The organism is Candidatus Methylacidiphilales bacterium (genome assembly GCA_033875315.1).
In the GTDB taxonomy this organism is placed as follows: domain Bacteria; phylum Verrucomicrobiota; class Verrucomicrobiia; order Methylacidiphilales; family CAZTYG01; genus JANRJG01.
In genome coordinates this window covers 57,677-73,065 of record JANRJG010000011.1, presented here as the reverse complement: position 1 = coordinate 73,065, position 15,389 = coordinate 57,677, and the positions used below count along the sequence as shown (strand labels likewise).

Annotated in this window: 18 protein-coding genes; 6 read left to right on the top strand and 12 right to left on the bottom strand. The window is 63.1% G+C overall.

What is annotated here, in order from left to right; all coding sequences use genetic code 11:
* Window positions 1–30 precede the first annotated feature (30 nt).
* Entirely contained in the window at window positions 31–408 is a 378-nt protein-coding gene (locus SFU85_04010) for a hypothetical protein (protein ID MDX6765935.1), read from the top strand.
* Window positions 409–439: 31 nt separating this feature from the next.
* Window positions 440–856, top strand: a complete 417-nt coding sequence (locus SFU85_04005) for a SufE family protein (GenBank protein MDX6765934.1) — start codon at window positions 440–442, stop codon at window positions 854–856.
* Between the two features lie 12 nt (window positions 857–868).
* Here SFU85_04005 and SFU85_04000 read toward each other — a convergent pair whose 3' ends face one another.
* The 5 genes from SFU85_04000 to SFU85_03980 all read right to left on the bottom strand — a co-directional run bounded on the left by SFU85_04000 (window position 869) and on the right by SFU85_03980 (window position 4,318).
* Window positions 869–1,660 (bottom strand): hypothetical protein, encoded by a 792-nt coding sequence (locus SFU85_04000; GenBank protein ID MDX6765933.1) that lies wholly within the window; start codon window positions 1,658–1,660, stop codon window positions 869–871.
* On the bottom strand, window positions 1,650–2,315 hold the full coding sequence (locus tag SFU85_03995; GenBank protein MDX6765932.1) for a hypothetical protein: 666 nt from the start codon (window positions 2,313–2,315) through the stop codon (window positions 1,650–1,652). Before SFU85_03995 ends, SFU85_04000 begins: the two co-directional genes overlap by 11 nt.
* 25 nt (window positions 2,316–2,340) lie before the next feature.
* The gene (locus SFU85_03990; GenBank protein ID MDX6765931.1) at window positions 2,341–2,754 is read right to left on the bottom strand and encodes a hypothetical protein; all 414 of its coding nucleotides are present in this window, start codon (window positions 2,752–2,754) and stop codon (window positions 2,341–2,343) included.
* 75 nt (window positions 2,755–2,829) lie between these two features.
* Entirely contained in the window at window positions 2,830–3,675 is an 846-nt protein-coding gene (gene pssA / locus SFU85_03985) for a CDP-diacylglycerol--serine O-phosphatidyltransferase (GenBank protein MDX6765930.1), read from the bottom strand.
* Window positions 3,676–3,679: 4 nt separating this feature from the next.
* Complete coding sequence (locus SFU85_03980) at window positions 3,680–4,318, bottom strand: phosphatidylserine decarboxylase family protein (protein MDX6765929.1); 639 nt, start codon at window positions 4,316–4,318, stop codon at window positions 3,680–3,682.
* A gap of 50 nt (window positions 4,319–4,368) precedes the next feature.
* Between SFU85_03980 and cofG the strand changes: the two genes are divergently transcribed.
* Window positions 4,369–5,331: a 7,8-didemethyl-8-hydroxy-5-deazariboflavin synthase subunit CofG gene (gene cofG, locus SFU85_03975; GenBank protein ID MDX6765928.1), complete on the top strand. Its 963-nt coding sequence runs from the start codon at window positions 4,369–4,371 to the stop codon at window positions 5,329–5,331.
* Here cofG and SFU85_03970 read toward each other — a convergent pair.
* From SFU85_03970 to SFU85_03960, 3 genes are read right to left on the bottom strand one after another with little or no spacing between them, the layout of a single operon-like run.
* Window positions 5,328–6,461 carry a 5-(carboxyamino)imidazole ribonucleotide synthase gene (locus tag SFU85_03970; protein ID MDX6765927.1) on the bottom strand — a complete coding sequence of 378 codons (1,134 nt, stop codon included), beginning with the start codon at window positions 6,459–6,461 and terminating at the stop codon, window positions 5,328–5,330. The two genes, cofG and SFU85_03970, sit on opposite strands and share 4 nt — an antisense overlap.
* 36 nt (window positions 6,462–6,497) lie before the next feature.
* A complete protein-coding gene (gene purE, locus SFU85_03965) occupies window positions 6,498–7,013 on the bottom strand; it encodes a 5-(carboxyamino)imidazole ribonucleotide mutase (protein MDX6765926.1) in 516 nt (171 codons plus the stop codon).
* A 46-nt stretch (window positions 7,014–7,059) separates the two neighbouring features.
* Entirely contained in the window at window positions 7,060–8,544 is a 1,485-nt protein-coding gene (locus SFU85_03960) for a DUF4388 domain-containing protein (protein ID MDX6765925.1), read from the bottom strand.
* A gap of 115 nt (window positions 8,545–8,659) precedes the next feature.
* On the opposite strand from SFU85_03960, the gene SFU85_03955 reads away from it, so the two are divergent.
* On the top strand, window positions 8,660–9,358 hold the full coding sequence (locus tag SFU85_03955) for a cation diffusion facilitator family transporter (protein ID MDX6765924.1): 699 nt from the start codon (window positions 8,660–8,662) through the stop codon (window positions 9,356–9,358).
* Window positions 9,359–9,498: 140 nt separating this feature from the next.
* Here SFU85_03955 and aat read toward each other — a convergent pair whose 3' ends face one another.
* Window positions 9,499–10,173, bottom strand: a complete 675-nt coding sequence (aat, locus tag SFU85_03950) for a leucyl/phenylalanyl-tRNA--protein transferase (GenBank protein MDX6765923.1) — start codon at window positions 10,171–10,173, stop codon at window positions 9,499–9,501.
* A gap of 64 nt (window positions 10,174–10,237) precedes the next feature.
* Between aat and SFU85_03945 the strand changes: the two genes are divergently transcribed.
* Together SFU85_03945 and SFU85_03940 are read left to right on the top strand one after the other, a co-directional pair.
* Complete coding sequence (locus SFU85_03945; GenBank protein MDX6765922.1) at window positions 10,238–12,256, top strand: UvrD-helicase domain-containing protein; 2,019 nt, start codon at window positions 10,238–10,240, stop codon at window positions 12,254–12,256.
* 61 nt (window positions 12,257–12,317) lie between these two features.
* The gene (locus SFU85_03940) at window positions 12,318–12,764 is read left to right on the top strand and encodes a peptidoglycan-binding domain-containing protein (GenBank protein ID MDX6765921.1); all 447 of its coding nucleotides are present in this window, start codon (window positions 12,318–12,320) and stop codon (window positions 12,762–12,764) included.
* Window positions 12,765–12,767: 3 nt separating this feature from the next.
* On the opposite strand, the gene SFU85_03935 is transcribed toward SFU85_03940, so the two are convergent.
* Genes SFU85_03935 through SFU85_03925 form a run of 3 tightly spaced genes read right to left on the bottom strand, consistent with a single transcriptional unit; the run spans window position 12,768 to window position 15,329 of the window.
* Window positions 12,768–13,940: an aminotransferase class V-fold PLP-dependent enzyme gene (locus SFU85_03935; GenBank protein MDX6765920.1), complete on the bottom strand. Its 1,173-nt coding sequence runs from the start codon at window positions 13,938–13,940 to the stop codon at window positions 12,768–12,770.
* Between the two features lie 58 nt (window positions 13,941–13,998).
* On the bottom strand, window positions 13,999–14,742 hold the full coding sequence (locus SFU85_03930; protein ID MDX6765919.1) for a phosphodiester glycosidase family protein: 744 nt from the start codon (window positions 14,740–14,742) through the stop codon (window positions 13,999–14,001).
* Window positions 14,739–15,329 (bottom strand): DUF1287 domain-containing protein, encoded by a 591-nt coding sequence (locus tag SFU85_03925; GenBank protein MDX6765918.1) that lies wholly within the window; start codon window positions 15,327–15,329, stop codon window positions 14,739–14,741. Before SFU85_03925 ends, SFU85_03930 begins: the two co-directional genes overlap by 4 nt.
* Between the last annotated feature and the right edge of the window lie 60 nt (window positions 15,330–15,389).

The window sequence follows — 15,389 nt, the reverse complement described above, 5'->3', positions numbered from 1 at the left end:
CTCAGAAACGGCTTCATGGAAAATCCCGGTATGACGCCCGATTTGCCCGCATCCCCCGGCGAACCCAACCTGGCCCAGATCGAACGGGTGGTGGAAAAAGTGGAAGACGTGATGGCCACCTACTTGGAAGGGGGGGAAAAGCTGGGCCTGTCTCTGGATACCGGCCAGGTGCTCGAGGTGATCGACCGTGCTTTGGAAGAGGCGGAGGGCCGTGGGAATACCGATTTTGGGTCGGATGTCTCCGGCTTCCACATGTCCGGGCTCTATGAGGAACTGATCCAGCAGCCGAGCAACATCTTCGAACAGATCACCTTGGAGGACGGGGAGAAGACGTTCGTGCCGCTTTCGCCGGCCTTGTGGAAAGCCTGTCTGGGCCGGTTGCGCGCCCGGGTGGAAGCGTTAGATTGAAAGCCGCCGATCGTGGCCTATGTTTCTCCCGATGACCGCCCGCGAACGCGCCCAAGAATTGATTGAGTCCATGAACCTGCTGCCGGATGCGCAGGAGCGCTTCCTCCAGATCATCAGCCGGGGTAAGAAGGGCGAGGGTCTGCCCGAGGAGTTGAAGCGCGAAGAGTTCCGCATCGAGGGATGTCAGTCGATGCTCTGGTTGGTGCCGGAATTCAAGGACGGGATCTGTTTTTTCCGCTGCGATTCCGATGCCTTCATCACCAAGGGCGTGGCGTCGATCATGTGCCAGGTTTACAGTGGGTCGCCGCCGCGGGAGATCGTCGACTTGCCGGTGTCCTTCATGGAAGAAGCGGGCATCACCCAGCACCTTTCCCCCAACCGTTCCAACGGCCTGTCCCAACTGGGCAAGCGGATCCACGGATTTGCGCAGAATTGCCTGCAAGTTTGAGGCGGGGCGGCTTCAGGGAAGCTGCCACGCCGTCTTCCGTTCCTGGTAAACCGCCTCGGGCAGCAGGACGTAGAGAGGCGCGGCGGCGGGATCGACCCAGGCGATGATTTCCCTCAGGCGGTCGCCGGCCATGACGGTGCAACCGGTGCTGGCCTTGGCGCCACCGTCACGCCAGATATGGAAGAAGATCGCACTGCCCGCCCCGGCGAGGGTCTGGTTGCCCGCGTTGTGGGCGATGAAGAGTTTGAGGCTGTGGGCCGGGTCGTCCTGTTTCATTTGCTGCTGCTTTTCCCAATCGTTGGCCGGGCCGCGCCCGCCGGGGAGCCGGAGGTGGCGGTTGTAATCGGGTGAAGCGGTGTCCTCGACCCAGAGGTCGGAAGCAGTAACCACTTGATAGGAAAGGGCCGGTCGCCGTTGGATTTCCGCGGCATATCCGTAGGCCCCGCCGAGGGCGAAGACCCCGGCGGGAGCGCGTCCGTCGTTTTCTTTTTTCAACGGCCCGGGCAGGCCTTCGGGATGGAGCCCGCGGCCCCAGGCCAGGCCGCTTTTGCCGAGGCGTACCGGAACGGGTTGGCCGACCGATTTCCAGCCCTGCGGGGATTTTTCCCAACACTGGAGGGTGGCCGAACTGTCGTCCCAGGTGGAGGCCCGGGCGGTGATGAGTTGGCGGGTGGTGGAAGGCAGGGAAAAAGAGGCGGAGCGGGCGTCCGGGACAACGGCCGGGCTGAGAGTGAGGGTGAGGGTGAGGGCCAGGCAGCCCCACAACATCCGCCAGGGCGGACTCAAGCGCGGTTCATTCATCATCCCCCCGGAAACGTTCCCTCCGACTGCGGGCCTCCCACTGGAGGCGGAGGTTGCCCCACCAGCCGGGGAAAAAGAAGAGGAAGTAGCTCGAAAGGCTGGCCAGGATCATCGGGCGCGAGGCGGGCGAGCCGAGGAATTCCAGAAGAATGAAGGCCGCGGAAACCCAGGCCAGCCACTTGCATTTCACCGGAAGGATGAAAAAGAGCATCAACTCGAGGTCGGGGTAGAGGGTGGCGAAGGCGAGAAAGAGGCTGGTCAGGAGGATGGTGTGGGAAGCGTAGCCCGGGGGCAGGAACCAGACCACGGCCACCAGCAGGACAACGGGGATGGCCAGATAAAGGGTGAGTTTGAACGATCCCCAGGCCGATTCCAGGCCCTCGCCAAACATCCAGGTGACCATCATCCACAGACCGAAGAAGAGAATACCGAGGCTTTCTTTGGTGCCGCCGGCGGCGAAGAGAAAAGTGAGCGCACGCCACCACTCCCCTTGCAGCAGGCCGCTGCGGTCGAGGAGCAGGACATTGGTGAAGCCCGGGCTGCTCATTTCCAGCAGGAAGGCGAGGGCATTGAGAACAACCAGTCCGCGGACAAGGTGGGGGACCGACCAGCCACCGAGACGGCGTTCGAGGGCTTCGATCCAGGCGGGTGTTTCCATCAGGCGGGCGCGAGGCGTTGGGGGCTCAGGGATTGCTGGTGATGTGCTTCCAGTCCAGCCCCCGCCTGTCGGCGTAGCGTTGCAGGATGGCCTCATGGCGGATCAGCACCGCCCGGACCACGCTGGAATCGTCCGCCCGGCCGATCTCGCCCAGAACGTCGGGAATCAGGCCCACGGCACCGTGGGCGTAGATGAGGGCGAAGGTGGCCTCGGAGGCTGCCACGTAGGGGATGTTTTTATCGGCCCCCTCGGCAAAGTCCTCGACCAAGTCGGCGAGGAAGGCCAATTGGTCCACGAGGTGGGGGAATTGGGGTGCTTTGATCTGGGTGAATTCGGCCTTGAGCAACGGGAGTTGGTGCAGGAGCCCCTCCACGATCTGCGGGGTGATGCGATGGCCACCGTGGGCGACAAACTGGGCGATTTCTGGCATGGCCTTCATGATTAGCACAGCCTTGCGGGCCGTCGACGGGAAATGGAAGGAGCCGGTGGGCAAGAACGGGCCCGGATTCCAGGATCAGGGGGCCGGCGCGGTGGACGGGGGGGCCGATTCGTCGTCGTCGCTTGATTCCTCGATGTCCGGCCCCGGGCGCCATTTGCGCGAGAGGTAGGGACGGAGGAAGCCGTAGAGAAGGTAGCCGGTGAAGAAAAGGGCCAGGCTGTAGGTGTAATTGAGCAGGGCGACCCCGAGCAGGAGAATGAGGAGAACGACCTGGCGGAAGGGCCGGCGGGTCTTCCAATCGAGGGCCTTGAAGCTGGGGTAGGAGACCCCGCTGAACATCATGAAGCTGAGAAAGATCATCAGCACGGCCAGCAGGTATTTCCAATTCCCGATCTGGTCCACTTTCTCGTAAATGTGGAGGAGAAGGAGCGTGATCGAAGCGATGAGGCCGGCGGCGGCGGGGATGGGGAAGCCCTTGAATTCCTTGAGTGATTTGTTTTCCGGATCGGCGGCCAGGACATTGAAACGGGCCAGGCGCAGAGCCCCGCAGGCCAGATAAATGAAGGCGATGAACCAGCCCACACGATTGGGCAATTCGTACAGGACGATCTTGAAGAGAAGAAGAGCGGGCGCCACCCCGAAGGAAACGACATCGGCCAGGGAGTCGAATTCCCGCCCGAAGGGGCTTTCCTGGCCGCCCAGCCGGGCCAGGCGGCCGTCGAGCATGTCGCAGATGAAAGCGCCGAGGATGCAGTAGAGACTCATCTCGTAATAGTGTTCCCAACCCGTGTCGCCGGCCCGGCGGATGATGGTGCCTTCAAAGATGTTGAGAATGGCCATGAAGCCGAAGAACAGGTTGCCCGCCGTCATGAGGTTGGGCAGGAGGTAGACGTAAACCTTCTTCTTGTTGGATTCGTTCATGGTGTCAGGACTTTTGCGGGGCGGCGGGCCAACGGGCGATGACCGAGGAACCGCCCTGGACGCGGTCGCCGGCCTTGACCGCCACCTCGCAATCCACTGGCAGATAGACATCGGTGCGGGAGCCGAAGCGGATCATGCCGAAGCGCTGGCCCTTATCCAGGCTATCGCCCTCGCGGGCCCAGGCGACGATGCGGCGGGCGATGAGCCCGGCGATCTGGCGGACGACCACCGGGCCGCGATCGGTTTCGATGAGCCAGTTCTGGGCTTCATTGCGGACGTCGATCTCCGGATTGCGGGCGTCGAGGAATTCTCCGGCATGGTGGTGGGATTTGATGATGCGGCCGGCCACAGGCATGCGGTTGACATGGACGTCGAAGACCGAGAGGAAGACGGCGATACGTCGCATCGGGCCGTGTTGGAAGGCGGTCTCTTCCAGAATTTCGACCGAAATGACCCGGCCGTCGGCGGGGCTGACAATGTCCAGAGGGTCGGGGGGGATGGGGCGTTCGGGGTCGCGGAAGAAGTAGAGAATGTAGGCGAAAGCCAGCCCTGGCAGGAGGGCGAAAGGCAGGCTGATCCAAGCGGCCAGCACTGTGATGAGTCCGGTGACGATGAGGAAGGGTCTGGCTTCGTGCAATGCCATGGTTTGACGGGATAGCCGTCCCGGGCCACTTTGGAAAGGCTTTCCGCACCATGGCTTCCGATGCCCACCATAAGCGCCCACTGACTTGGTCCTCGTCGGTCACCTTCACGCTGACCCATGACTGCCCGTGGCATTGTGCCTACTGCGGCTTTCGTACGGACCGGGAAGGGTTGATTTCAGAGGAAGAAGTCGACCGTCTGATTGCGGTGGCAATGGCGCAGGGAGCGAAAGAGGCCCTGCTGATCAGCGGGGAACATCCGGGGACGATGCCGCACATCCGGAAGGAACTGGCGGCGCGCGGATTCGGGGACTTCTGGGATTTTGCCATCCATGTGGCCCGCCGTGTCCTCGAGGCCGGCCTGCTGCCGCATGGGAATTACGGGGCCATCCCAGAACCGGTGCTCCGGCGGCTGCGACCGGTGCATGTCTCCATGGGGGTGATGTTGGAGAATGTCGAGGACCTGCCGGAAGTGGCTCCGGAAAAAAAGGCCGCAGGCCGGCTGGCCACCCTGGCCGCAGCGGGTCGCTGCCGCATTCCCTTCACCAGTGGCATCCTCATCGGACTCGGGGAGGGCCCGGACAGCCGGGTGCGCTCATTGGAGGCGCTGGCCGCCCTGCACCGGAAATACGGTCATTTGCAGGAAATCCTCATCCAGAATTACGTCCCCAACAACGGCTCCGCCGCACGCCTGGCGAAAGTGCCGTTGGGCTTGGATGAATACATCCGTCTGATCGAAGTCTGGCGCGGACTTTGTCCCGATGTGCCGGTGCAAATCCCACCGAACCTGAATCCTTGCTGGAGAGAGTTGATCCCCTGGGCCGATGACTTCGGGGGGATATCAACGGAGCGGGACGAGGTGAACCCGCAGAGTCCGTGGAGGGCGGCGGAAGCCTACCGCCATGCGGCGGAAGCGGCGGGGAGGGAATTAAGGGAGCGGTTGGCCGTTTATCCCCGGTTCATCGATCCGGTCTGGTTGGATGGGGAAATGCTGCGGGCGGTGCGGGAAAGTTAGGAATGGGCAGCCAGTTCCCGTTGGATGACGCGCGCTTCCGCCAGGGCGGATTCCGCGGTGTTCCCCAGGACGCAGAAGTGGCCCATCTTGCGTCCGGGGCGCGCCTCGGCTTTGCCGTACAAGTGGAGTTTGGCCGTGGGGTGGGCCAGGATGGCGTCCCAGGCCGGAGTGCCGCCGGACCAGAGATCACCCAACAGGTTGGCCATGACGACGGGACTTAACAATTCTGTCGAACCCAGAGGCAGTCCGCAAACGGCGCGGATCTGCTGTTCGAACTGGCTGGTGGCGCAGGCGTCGAGGGTGTAATGGCCCGAGTTGTGGGGGCGGGGGGCCATTTCATTGACGAGGAGTTTCCCATCGCGCTGGAGGAAGAGTTCGACCGCCAGGAGGCCGACGACCTTCAGGTCATCCGCGATGGAAGAGGCGATTTGCAGGGCTTCCTTCTCGATGCGGGGATCGATGCGGGCGGGCACAATGGAGAGGTCAAGGATGTGGTGGGAGTGGATGTTTTCTGAAACGGGAAAGGTGCGGACCTCGCCGTTCCGGGTGCGGGCGCAGACGACGGAGAGTTCGCACGCGTAGTCGATCCAGCCCTCAAGAACGCCGCGCGGGGCGGCGAGGGCGGCCCAAGCGGAGGCAGGGAGGGTGTCAGCGGTGATTTTGCACTGGCCTTTGCCATCGTAGCCGAAGTCGGCGGTTTTGAGCACGCAGGGTTTGCCGAGCGTGTCGATGGCGCGGGCCAGGCTTTCCGCGGAATCGACCACGGCAAAGGGAGCGTGGGGGTAGCCGCGGATTTTGAGGAAGTTTTTTTCCCGCTCGCGGTTCTGGCAGGTATGGAGGACGGTCCAGTCGGGGTAGATGGGCGCGGAGCGGGCGACGTGCTGGAGCACATCGGCGGGGATGTTCTCGAACTCGAAGGTGACGACGTCAACCGCCGAAGCGAAAGCGGTCAAGGCCTCCAGATCGGTGTACGGTCTGTTGCTTTGGCGGTCGGCGATCTGACCGGCGGGGCAACCCGGGGTGGGTTCGTAGACCTGGAATCCGTATCCGAGGCGCCGGGCGGCGAGGCCGATCATGCGCCCGAGTTGTCCTCCGCCGATGACGCCAAGGTTGGAGGGGGGGAGGATCATGGGAATGGATGATGCCAGCAAATGACAGAAGACAGATTACGGTAGGCGGAGTCCGTTTGGCAGTTTGGCCTTGAGGACTTTGGCGGTCTGGGATTTGCGGAAGCGGCGGAGTTTGCCGGCGGTGGGGGTGTGGTCGTTGGCGAGGAGGGAGGCGGCGAAGAGGGCGGCGTTGATGGCGCCGGCCTTGCCGATGGCGAAGGTGGCCACGGGGATGCCTGCCGGCATCTGGGCGATGGAGAGGAGTGAATCGAGGCCTTTGAGGGCCTTGGATTCCACGGGCACCCCGAGGACCGGGAGGGTGGTCAGGGACGCGGTCATGCCCGGCAGGTGGGCGGCACCGCCCGCGCCGGCAATGAGGCACTTGAGGCCGCGGCCGAGTGCGGACTCGGCATATTCAAACAGGAGGCCGGGGGTGCGGTGGGCGCTGACGACTTTCTTTTCGTAGGGGATGCCGAAATCGTCGAGGGTGGAGGCGGCGTGTTGCATGGTATCCCAGTCGGAGGTGCTGCCCATGATGAGGCCGACGACGGGGCGTTTGTTTTTGGGGGGCATAAGAATAGTGGGAGAATAGAAATGAGTGTTGAGAAAAAAATGCGCCTCAGTGCCGGCGTTCGTCGGCCAGGCGGCAGGCGTCCATGAGGATGCCCATGGCGTCCCCTTCAATCGTTCTGACCGGGCTGGGCACATCGAAGTGGAATTCGAAGTTCCCGCTTTGGGCGCGCAAGAGATCGGGGATGGCGTCGGGGCCCTGGTAGCCGGCATCGGTCATGGCGTGGATGATGGAACCACAATAGAAAAAGATATCGCCTGCGACCTCGGTCGAAGGGGCCTCTAGGCGGAGATGGCCGGTCTTGGTGCCTTGGACGAGGATCTGGCAGAGATCGATGACCGAGAAGTCGGCCAGATTGCCGCGCAAGGGGGGGCGTTCGGGCGTGGGGGCGGGGGCATGCAGTGCGCTGGCCAGAGTGGTGGGAAGAGGGCCGGAGGCGGCGTCGGATTCCTCGATCTGTTCACTGACTTTGATGATGGCATCGACCTTTTTCATCAGGCGGTCGAGGGATTCGTCGCGGTCGATGAGGTTGGTCGCCACGGTGCGGGCCAGGCCCATGGCGTTTTCGTTGGTCAGTTTCATGCGGATGGCCTGCGTGACCTTGCCCATGGGCTTGCCTCCCGGGGTGGTGGGGGAGGTGATGTTTGCTGGCGAGCTGGCTGTGAGGGCGATGGTTCCCCCGGCCAGGCTGATGAGGCTGATGCTGAGATTGCGCCCGTCGGGCATCAATTCGACGTAGGCTCCAGCGGGGATGCTTTCCCCGCTGCGGTTGCGCGCGGTCAACTGGATGCTTCCGCTCTGGTCGTCGTGCACGGCGTCCTCCCAATTCTTGACCGCCTTGTCGTAGATGGTGCTGAACTGTTCGTCGAAGAGTTGCTTGAAACGGATGCCGGGTTCGAGGGTCTTGGGGGTGTATTCCAGAAGTTCGAGGAAACGCGGATTGCAGAGGACGATTTTTCCCTCCTCGGAAAAAAGGGCAACCGGGACAGGGACGGACTCGAGCGCCTGTTTGTAAAGACCCTCTTGGTGGCCGACGCGGAAGCTGTTGGCGAAGAGTTCCTTGTTTTTTTGGGCCAGCGCCTGGAGCTGGGCCTCCATGGCGGTGAGTTTGTGGGCCAGGTTCTCAAAGTGACTGACCAGCAGGTCGCGGACCGAGATCAGGCCGATGAAACGGTTGCCCTCGCGCACCAGGATGTCGTGGAAAAACTCCTCATCGCGTGATTTTTCGGTGAACAGCCTCATGACCACCGTGTCGAGTTCGTGGGAGGCGTTGACCACGAGGGGCGAGGTGATCATGATTTCGGAAATCGCCTGCTGGAGGAATGCGGGTTTTTGGGACTGGCCGATGAGTTGTTGGCCTAGGTGGCTGCGGGTGATGAGGCCGAATCCACCGCTCTTGGTGATGACGCCGAGGCTGACCACGGAGATCTGGGCTTGGAACCACGATTTCACATCGCCGATGGTCATCTCGCCTTCGACGTAATTCGAAGTGTAGACCAGATCCTGGGCGCGGGTGCTGCTGACGGAAGCCACGGAGGGAGCCTACACAGGGGGTTGTGCAGGATTCAAGGCGAGATGGGAGTGGGGCCGGGAGGGATGGGTTTGGAATAAGGTTGCCAGCCAGCCCGGGGCTCGGAAAGATCGGGGCATGGAGGCCCGCTATCCGCGTATCCAGCGTGTGCTTTTCATCGCGCTGGCGGTCAACCTCGTCCTGGCCGCGGGCAAACTGCTGTTGGGATGGAGCCTGGGTAGTCTGGGGGTGATGTCCGACGGTCTGCATTCGGTGATGGACGGGGCCGGAAGCGTGGTCGGGCTCATTGCCATCCACGTGGCGGCGTTGCCGCCCGATCCGCGGCATCCCTGCGGGCACCGCAAATTCGAGGTGCTGGGTACATTGTTGCTGGCCGGATTGTTGTTGTTGAGTTGCTGGGAAATCCTGGGATCGGCCTTCACCCGTCTGACCCGTCCTTCGCCGATGCCGCACTTTTCCTGGGGGGGCGTTCTCTTTCTCCTGTCTACCCTGGGGGTGAATTTCTGGCTGTCGCGCTTCGAGTCTTCGCGTGCGGCCGAACTGGACAGTCCGATCCTGGCCGCGGATGCCGCCCATACCCGCTCGGACATCCTGACCACATTGCTGGCCTGTCTCGGTCTGTTCACGCCCAAGTTGGGATGGCCCATGCTGGACACCGTCTGCGCGGTTTTGATCGTGTGCTTGATCGCCCGCTCGGCCTATCAAATCATTTCTGAAACCGTGGACAGGGTGGCCGATGCCGGCCGTCTGGCTCCGGATGAAATGCGGCGCGTGGCCGAGTCGGTCGACGACATCCGCCGGGAGGATGACGTCTGAGCCGGATCAAAGCCGTTCACCGCAAAGGACGCGAAGAGCACGAAGCAGAAACTTTTGGCATTGAAGATCTTAAGAAGTGATCCAACCCCGAATCTCTTCGCGGTGAGCAACTGCATACTTACGGCTCGGGGAGGCTAGGATCAGGCCCGGAAGGCCACGTTAGCCGTCAGGGCCTGTTGGAGACGGACGAGGTACTCCGGTCGTGGGATGTCAACCGCCCCCATCTGTCGGGTCAGCGGGCTGGCGACCTGGGTATCGAACAAAGAAAACCCCAGTTTCTCGAGATGTTCCATGAGCACCACCAAAGCGGCCTTTGAGGCATCGTCGGCACGGTGGAACATGGACTCGCCCGCGAAAAAACCACCCAAGGCCACGCCATAGATGCCGCCGACAAGCGTTCTGTCCTGCCAGACTTCAATGCTGTGGGCATGTCCCCGGTGGTGCAGGGCGGTGTAGGCCCGGATGATGGCTTCCTCGATCCAGGTTTCTTCCCGGCCGGGGGCCGGGGAAGCGCAGGCCCGCACCACGGATTCGAAAGCGGTGTCAAAGGTGTATTGCCAAATTTGCCTGCGCAGGGTTCGGGCCAGCGAACGGGAGACGTGCAAGCCACCGACCGGCAGGATGGAACGGGGATTGGGCGACCACCAAGTGATGGGATCGGATGACCAGGGGAAAATTCCGCTTTGGTAGGCCAACAGCAGGCGCTCGGGAGAGAGGTCGCCCCCGACGGCCAGGAGCCCATCGGGTCGCGCTTCTTCCACCGGGGGGAAATCCAAGCGGGAGTCGATGATGGCGATGCCACGGCTCCGCTTCATGCGAAGGGGATTTTATCGTCCACTCGCCTTTTGACAAGAGCTTGCCTGCCCTTAGCCTCGCCGCGTGTCCCGACTCCTCCAAGGCCTCAATCCCCAGCAGCGTGAAGCCGTGACGACCTTGCGCGGCCCGGTCCTGATCCTGGCCGGGGCGGGCACGGGCAAGACCAAAGTCATCACCCACCGCATGGCCCACCTCATCGCCGAGGGTGTGGAGCCGCGGCATATTCTGGCGCTTACTTTCACCAACAAAGCGGCGCGGGAGATGAAGGAACGCTACCAGAAGCTGGTCCAGGGGATGCGCCCGCCGGAGGAAACCCGGTTGTTGTTCGCGGGGACATTCCATTCTTTCTGCGTCCGGGTGTTGCGCGAGCACATTGAGAAGCTGGATTACAAAAAGAACTTCACCATCCTCGACGAGGGCGACCAGGCGGGCATCCTCAAAAAAATCCTCGGGGCCGCGGTCAAGGGCGGCGACCAGGAGATGAACAAGATCAAATTCCTCATCGGCCTGGCCAAGAACCGCGGGCTGCGTCCCGAACAGACCGCCGGGAGTGATGCCCTGCTGGCCCGGGTCTACCGCCGCTACCAGGAAGAGTGCAAGGCGCGCAACGCCGTGGACTTCGACGACCTGCTTTTGTTGATGGTCGATCTCCTGGAGGGCTTCCCGGAGGTGCGCGGGGAACTGCGGGCCCGGCACCGTTTTCTCATGGTCGACGAGTATCAGGACACCAACCGGCTCCAGTTCGACATCGTCCGCCAGCTCGCTTCCGACGACCACGATGTCTGCGTGGTCGGTGACGACGACCAGAGCATCTACAGCTGGCGCGGGGCGGAAAACAGCCACATCATGGAGTTTTCCCAGCGTTTTCCGGGGGGGAAGTCCATCAAGCTGGAGCAGAACTACCGCTGCACCCCGCGGATTCTGGCCGCGGCCAACCAGGTCATCGCCCACAACGCCCGGAGGCACGACAAAAAACTCTGGGCCGAAGGGCTTCCGGGCGACCCCATCCGGGTCATGCTGGCGCAGAACGACGAGGATGAGGCCTCCTGGGTGGCCGCGGACATCCTGCGCGCGCGCGAGGAACATGTCCTGCGCTGGGAGGACATGGCCCTGCTTTACCGCGCCAACCACATGTCGCGGTTGTTTGAAATGGAATTGCGCAAGCTCCGCATCCCCTACCGCATCATCGGTGGACAGAACTTCTACGAACGCCGGGAAGTAAAGGACATCCTGGCCTATCTCCAGGTCATCGCCAATCCTGACAACGACGGCGCCCTCCTGCGGGTGGTCAACCTTCCCGCGCGGGGCGTGGGCACGACCACCATGGAAGAACTGACCCGGCGCAGCCGCGAGGCCGGAAGTTCCATCTGGCGGGTCATGCAGGGCGACCTTTCCCTGGTTTTCCCGCGGGCCTATCCCGGCCTGACCTCGTTCCGCACCATCATCCATGAGTACCAGGGAAAATTCGCCCTGCCCGGTGATTGGGCCGGGGTGCTCAAAGCCCTGCTCAAGGACATCGGTTACGAGGAGGACCTCAAGCGCACGAGCAAAGATCCCGAAGAACACGCCTCGCGCAGTGAGAACGTGCAGGGCCTGGTCAACGCCCTGGCCGAACACCAGGCCAAGGAATTGGGCGACCTGAACGCCTTTATCGACACCATGTTGTTGGACAGTGCGGACAAGGAGGAGGAAAAAGAAGACGACGGCTATGGCGTCACCCTCATGACCCTGCACGGGGCCAAGGGACTGGAGTTCACCCGGGTCTATCTGGTCGGGGTTGAAGAGGGGTTGCTGCCGCATGACCGCGTGAAGCTGGAAGGCAATCTGGAAGAGGAACGGCGCCTGTTTTATGTCGGCATCACCCGGGCCAAGAAATGGCTGACCCTGACCCGTTGCCAGTCACGCCGTCGTTATGGCAAGGAGGAGCCCCGCCATCCTTCGGTCTTCCTGGATGAGCTGCCCGAAGAGGGCGTCGAGCACCAGACCACCGCCTCGACACGGGTCAAGGTGGAAGGGGAGGTGGCTTCCAGCCGGTTGAGCGCATTGCGTGCGCGGCTGGGAGCGGCCCCAGCCGAAACCTGAGCCGGGCGGCTGTCTTCCGTAAGGAGTGAATCACCGAAGCACTGCCGGCGTCATACAACCTGTGAAACCCCTATCCACTCTGGCCTTGGTTCTGTCGATTGTTGCCCTGGTGCTGCTCCCCGCCTCCCCGCTCCAGGCGGGCCGCGACGGAGATCGCGATCGGGACGGCAAGGATCACCGTGGGGATGGACGTCGTCATGGTCACCAAGAGTGCCATCGCCGGGACCGCGACCGAGACCACCACCGGTCTTCGGGATTTTCCCTTTTCTTCAATCTGGCGCCGCAGCCCTATTACGCCGTTCCCGTGCGGCGGGCGCCAGTCTATCGCACCAATCTGGTCGCCGATGTGCAGGTGGCTTTGTCCCGCCGGGGCTATGTGGTGGGCGGGGTCGATGGAGTGGCCGGTCCCCGGACCCGCGCTGCCTTGGCCGCATTCCAATACGACCGCGGCCTCCGCCCGACAGGCGAAATCAACCACGCCACCCTGCGCGCCCTTGGTTTGATTTGAGGTTCAGGAGCTCTCGAGCACTTCGGCCAGACGGTCAATTTCGGCCTCGGTGGAATAAAAATGCGGGGCCACACGCAGGTGGGGTGCGCCCTCGCGATTGTGGCGCACGGCCACACTGACCCTGGCCGCTGCCAGCTTCGCCACCAGGGCTTCGGGGTTTCGGCCATCGAGGGGGAATGTGATGATCCCCGAAACATGTGCCTCCGGCAGATCCGGTCCCCAGACCGGGTGCCAATCCGCCGCGCCGAGCCTGAGCAGGGTGTGGTTTCGTAATTCCCTTATGCGCGCGGCGATCGCCCCCACCCCCAGAGCGAGGATCATTTCCAACGGTGCTCGCATCCCGAGGATGCCGGGGAGGTTGAGCGAACCGCATTCGTACCGTCTCCCGCCTTCATAAAAGCGGTTCAGATCCTCCTGGGCGATGAAGTTCGGTGACCAGACATTCCAGGACCCGAGGTGGGTCGGGCGGAGGCGGTCGAAGAGGCTTTCCCTAACATAAAAAATCCCGGCCCCGAGCGGGCCGAGCATCCACTTATGGGAGTCGGCGCTGAGGAAGTCCACGTGTTCCACCGAGAGCGGGAAGGCCCCCAGGGTTTGGATGGCGTCGAGGCAGAAGAGGATGCCGCGTTCGTGGAGGCGGCGGCCGATGGTGTCGACATCGATGCGGAAGCCGGTGAGGAAGTGGGCCGAGGCCAGGGCGACCAAGCGCGTGCGGGGTGTGAGGGAAGCCTCGACCACCTCCCAGGTGATTTCCCCGGGACGCTCCGGCCGGACGGAAACCGGCCGGACCCCGCGGGCGGCCAGCTTGGTCCAAGGGTAGACATTGGCGGGATAATCGTCGCGGTAATAAACCACTTCGTCGCCGGGTTGCCAGTCGAGGCCGTCAGCCACGAGGTTGAGTCCCATGGCGGTGGGGCCGAGGAGGGCGATTTCCTGAGCCTGGCAGCCGAGCAGTTGGGCGGCGACGACCCGGGTGCCGAGGACGCGGTGGAAAACGGCCGGTCCTTCCTGTTGGTCTTCAGAAGCCTGTTGGCCGAACCAGTCCAGGGCTTGGGTGGCGCAGGCGGGCAGCGGGGAGACGGCGGCGTGGGAGAGGAAGGTGCGGTGGGCGGTGACTGGAAAATGGGTGCGCCGCAGGGATTCGTCGCGGGCGAGATCGGCGATGGATAACGACATGAGGGGATTTTAACGCCGTTCTCCCGGAAGGCACGGAAATGATGAAATAGCCGGGGAATCAGCGGGGGAAGATGACCAGGTAATTGTGGACCGAGTCGAAGGACCGGATGCGGAGCGGAGCCGAGGCGGGGTCACGGCTCCAGAGGGCGCAGGAGGGGCCGCCGTCGAGATTGAGGGCCGATTGGGTGGGCAGGACGGCCGTCACCGCGGGATCGAGCAGAACATCGGGAAGTTCGGCCAGGGTGCAGGCGTCGGCCACACCCAGGGCCCAGCCGGTTGCGCCATCATGGAGGATGAAGCTGCGACGGGCCGAACGCTGCCGGTCCAGGCCGGCCACAGGACGTCCGTTCCGGATCAACCAGGGCCCGGATTGGAGGGCCTCATCCGGAGGGTGGGCGGGATCGAAGGAAGTCACGGGGATCAAACGCAAGCGACCGGCTTCCGCGGCGATGACGCCATGCATCCAATTGGCCGCATCGTTGATGGGCCCGCGCAGCGTTTTTCCCCCACGGATGAGCAGGGCACAGGGCTCGAAGGGTTGGTGATTGAAAAAACCGCCGTTGCAGCCGGCCAGACCCCCGGTCGCTTCCAGCACGCGGGCCAGATTGCCCGAAACGACGCGGCCGTTCGCGTCCGCATCCACCACGACCCGGAGGGTGTAAGCGGCGTTGTCGAAGCGGACCAGGCGGACCTCCCGCTGTTTTTTCCCTGAGTGGGTGGTCACCGATAGGATGGGCGGGGCATCCGCGGCGCGGGCGGTGGATGCCACGAGGAATAAAATGACGAGAGGAACCATCTTCATGGTGTAACAGAGGGGGTAAGGCGGTAGTGGCCCGTAAGGGGAAAGGCGAAGAGCCGGTCCTCCTCCTGTGAGCCGCGGCCGATATTGTGGATCACAAAAGGCACGCCCGTGGTGGTGCGCCGGTCGCTGACAATCATGATGTGGGGCAGGTTTCCGGGAAGCCGGGAGGTGACGATATCGCCCGGTCGGTAGTCTCCCGCCGAGGAAGTCACCGGAAGAGCGGAGCCCCGGCGGCGGAACCAAGTTTGAAGGTTGGGTACCCGGCGGTGGTCGATGTTTTTGTCCGGTTTTCGAAGTCCCCAAATCTGGGGGTAGTCGCCAAAGTGGGTCCGCATATCCTCATGGACCGCCTGCTGGAGGTCGGGTCCGCCACAGTCGCGCAGGGCCCGGATGATGACGTCGGTGCAGACCCCGCGGTCGCGCGGGACATCACCGCCGGGGTATTCGAGGGCCACGTAGGCCGGATCGTAGGAGACGGTGACACCGATCTGTGCCCGGGCGGCTTCGATCCAGGCCCCGGGTGCTGGAAATCGTCCGGCCGGGGACTGGGACAGTGCGGTCGTGGCGACCCCAACCAGGGAGATCAAGGCAGGAAGAAGCATTTTGGGCAGAAACGACATGGGAGACCCGTTGGACGGAATCATCCG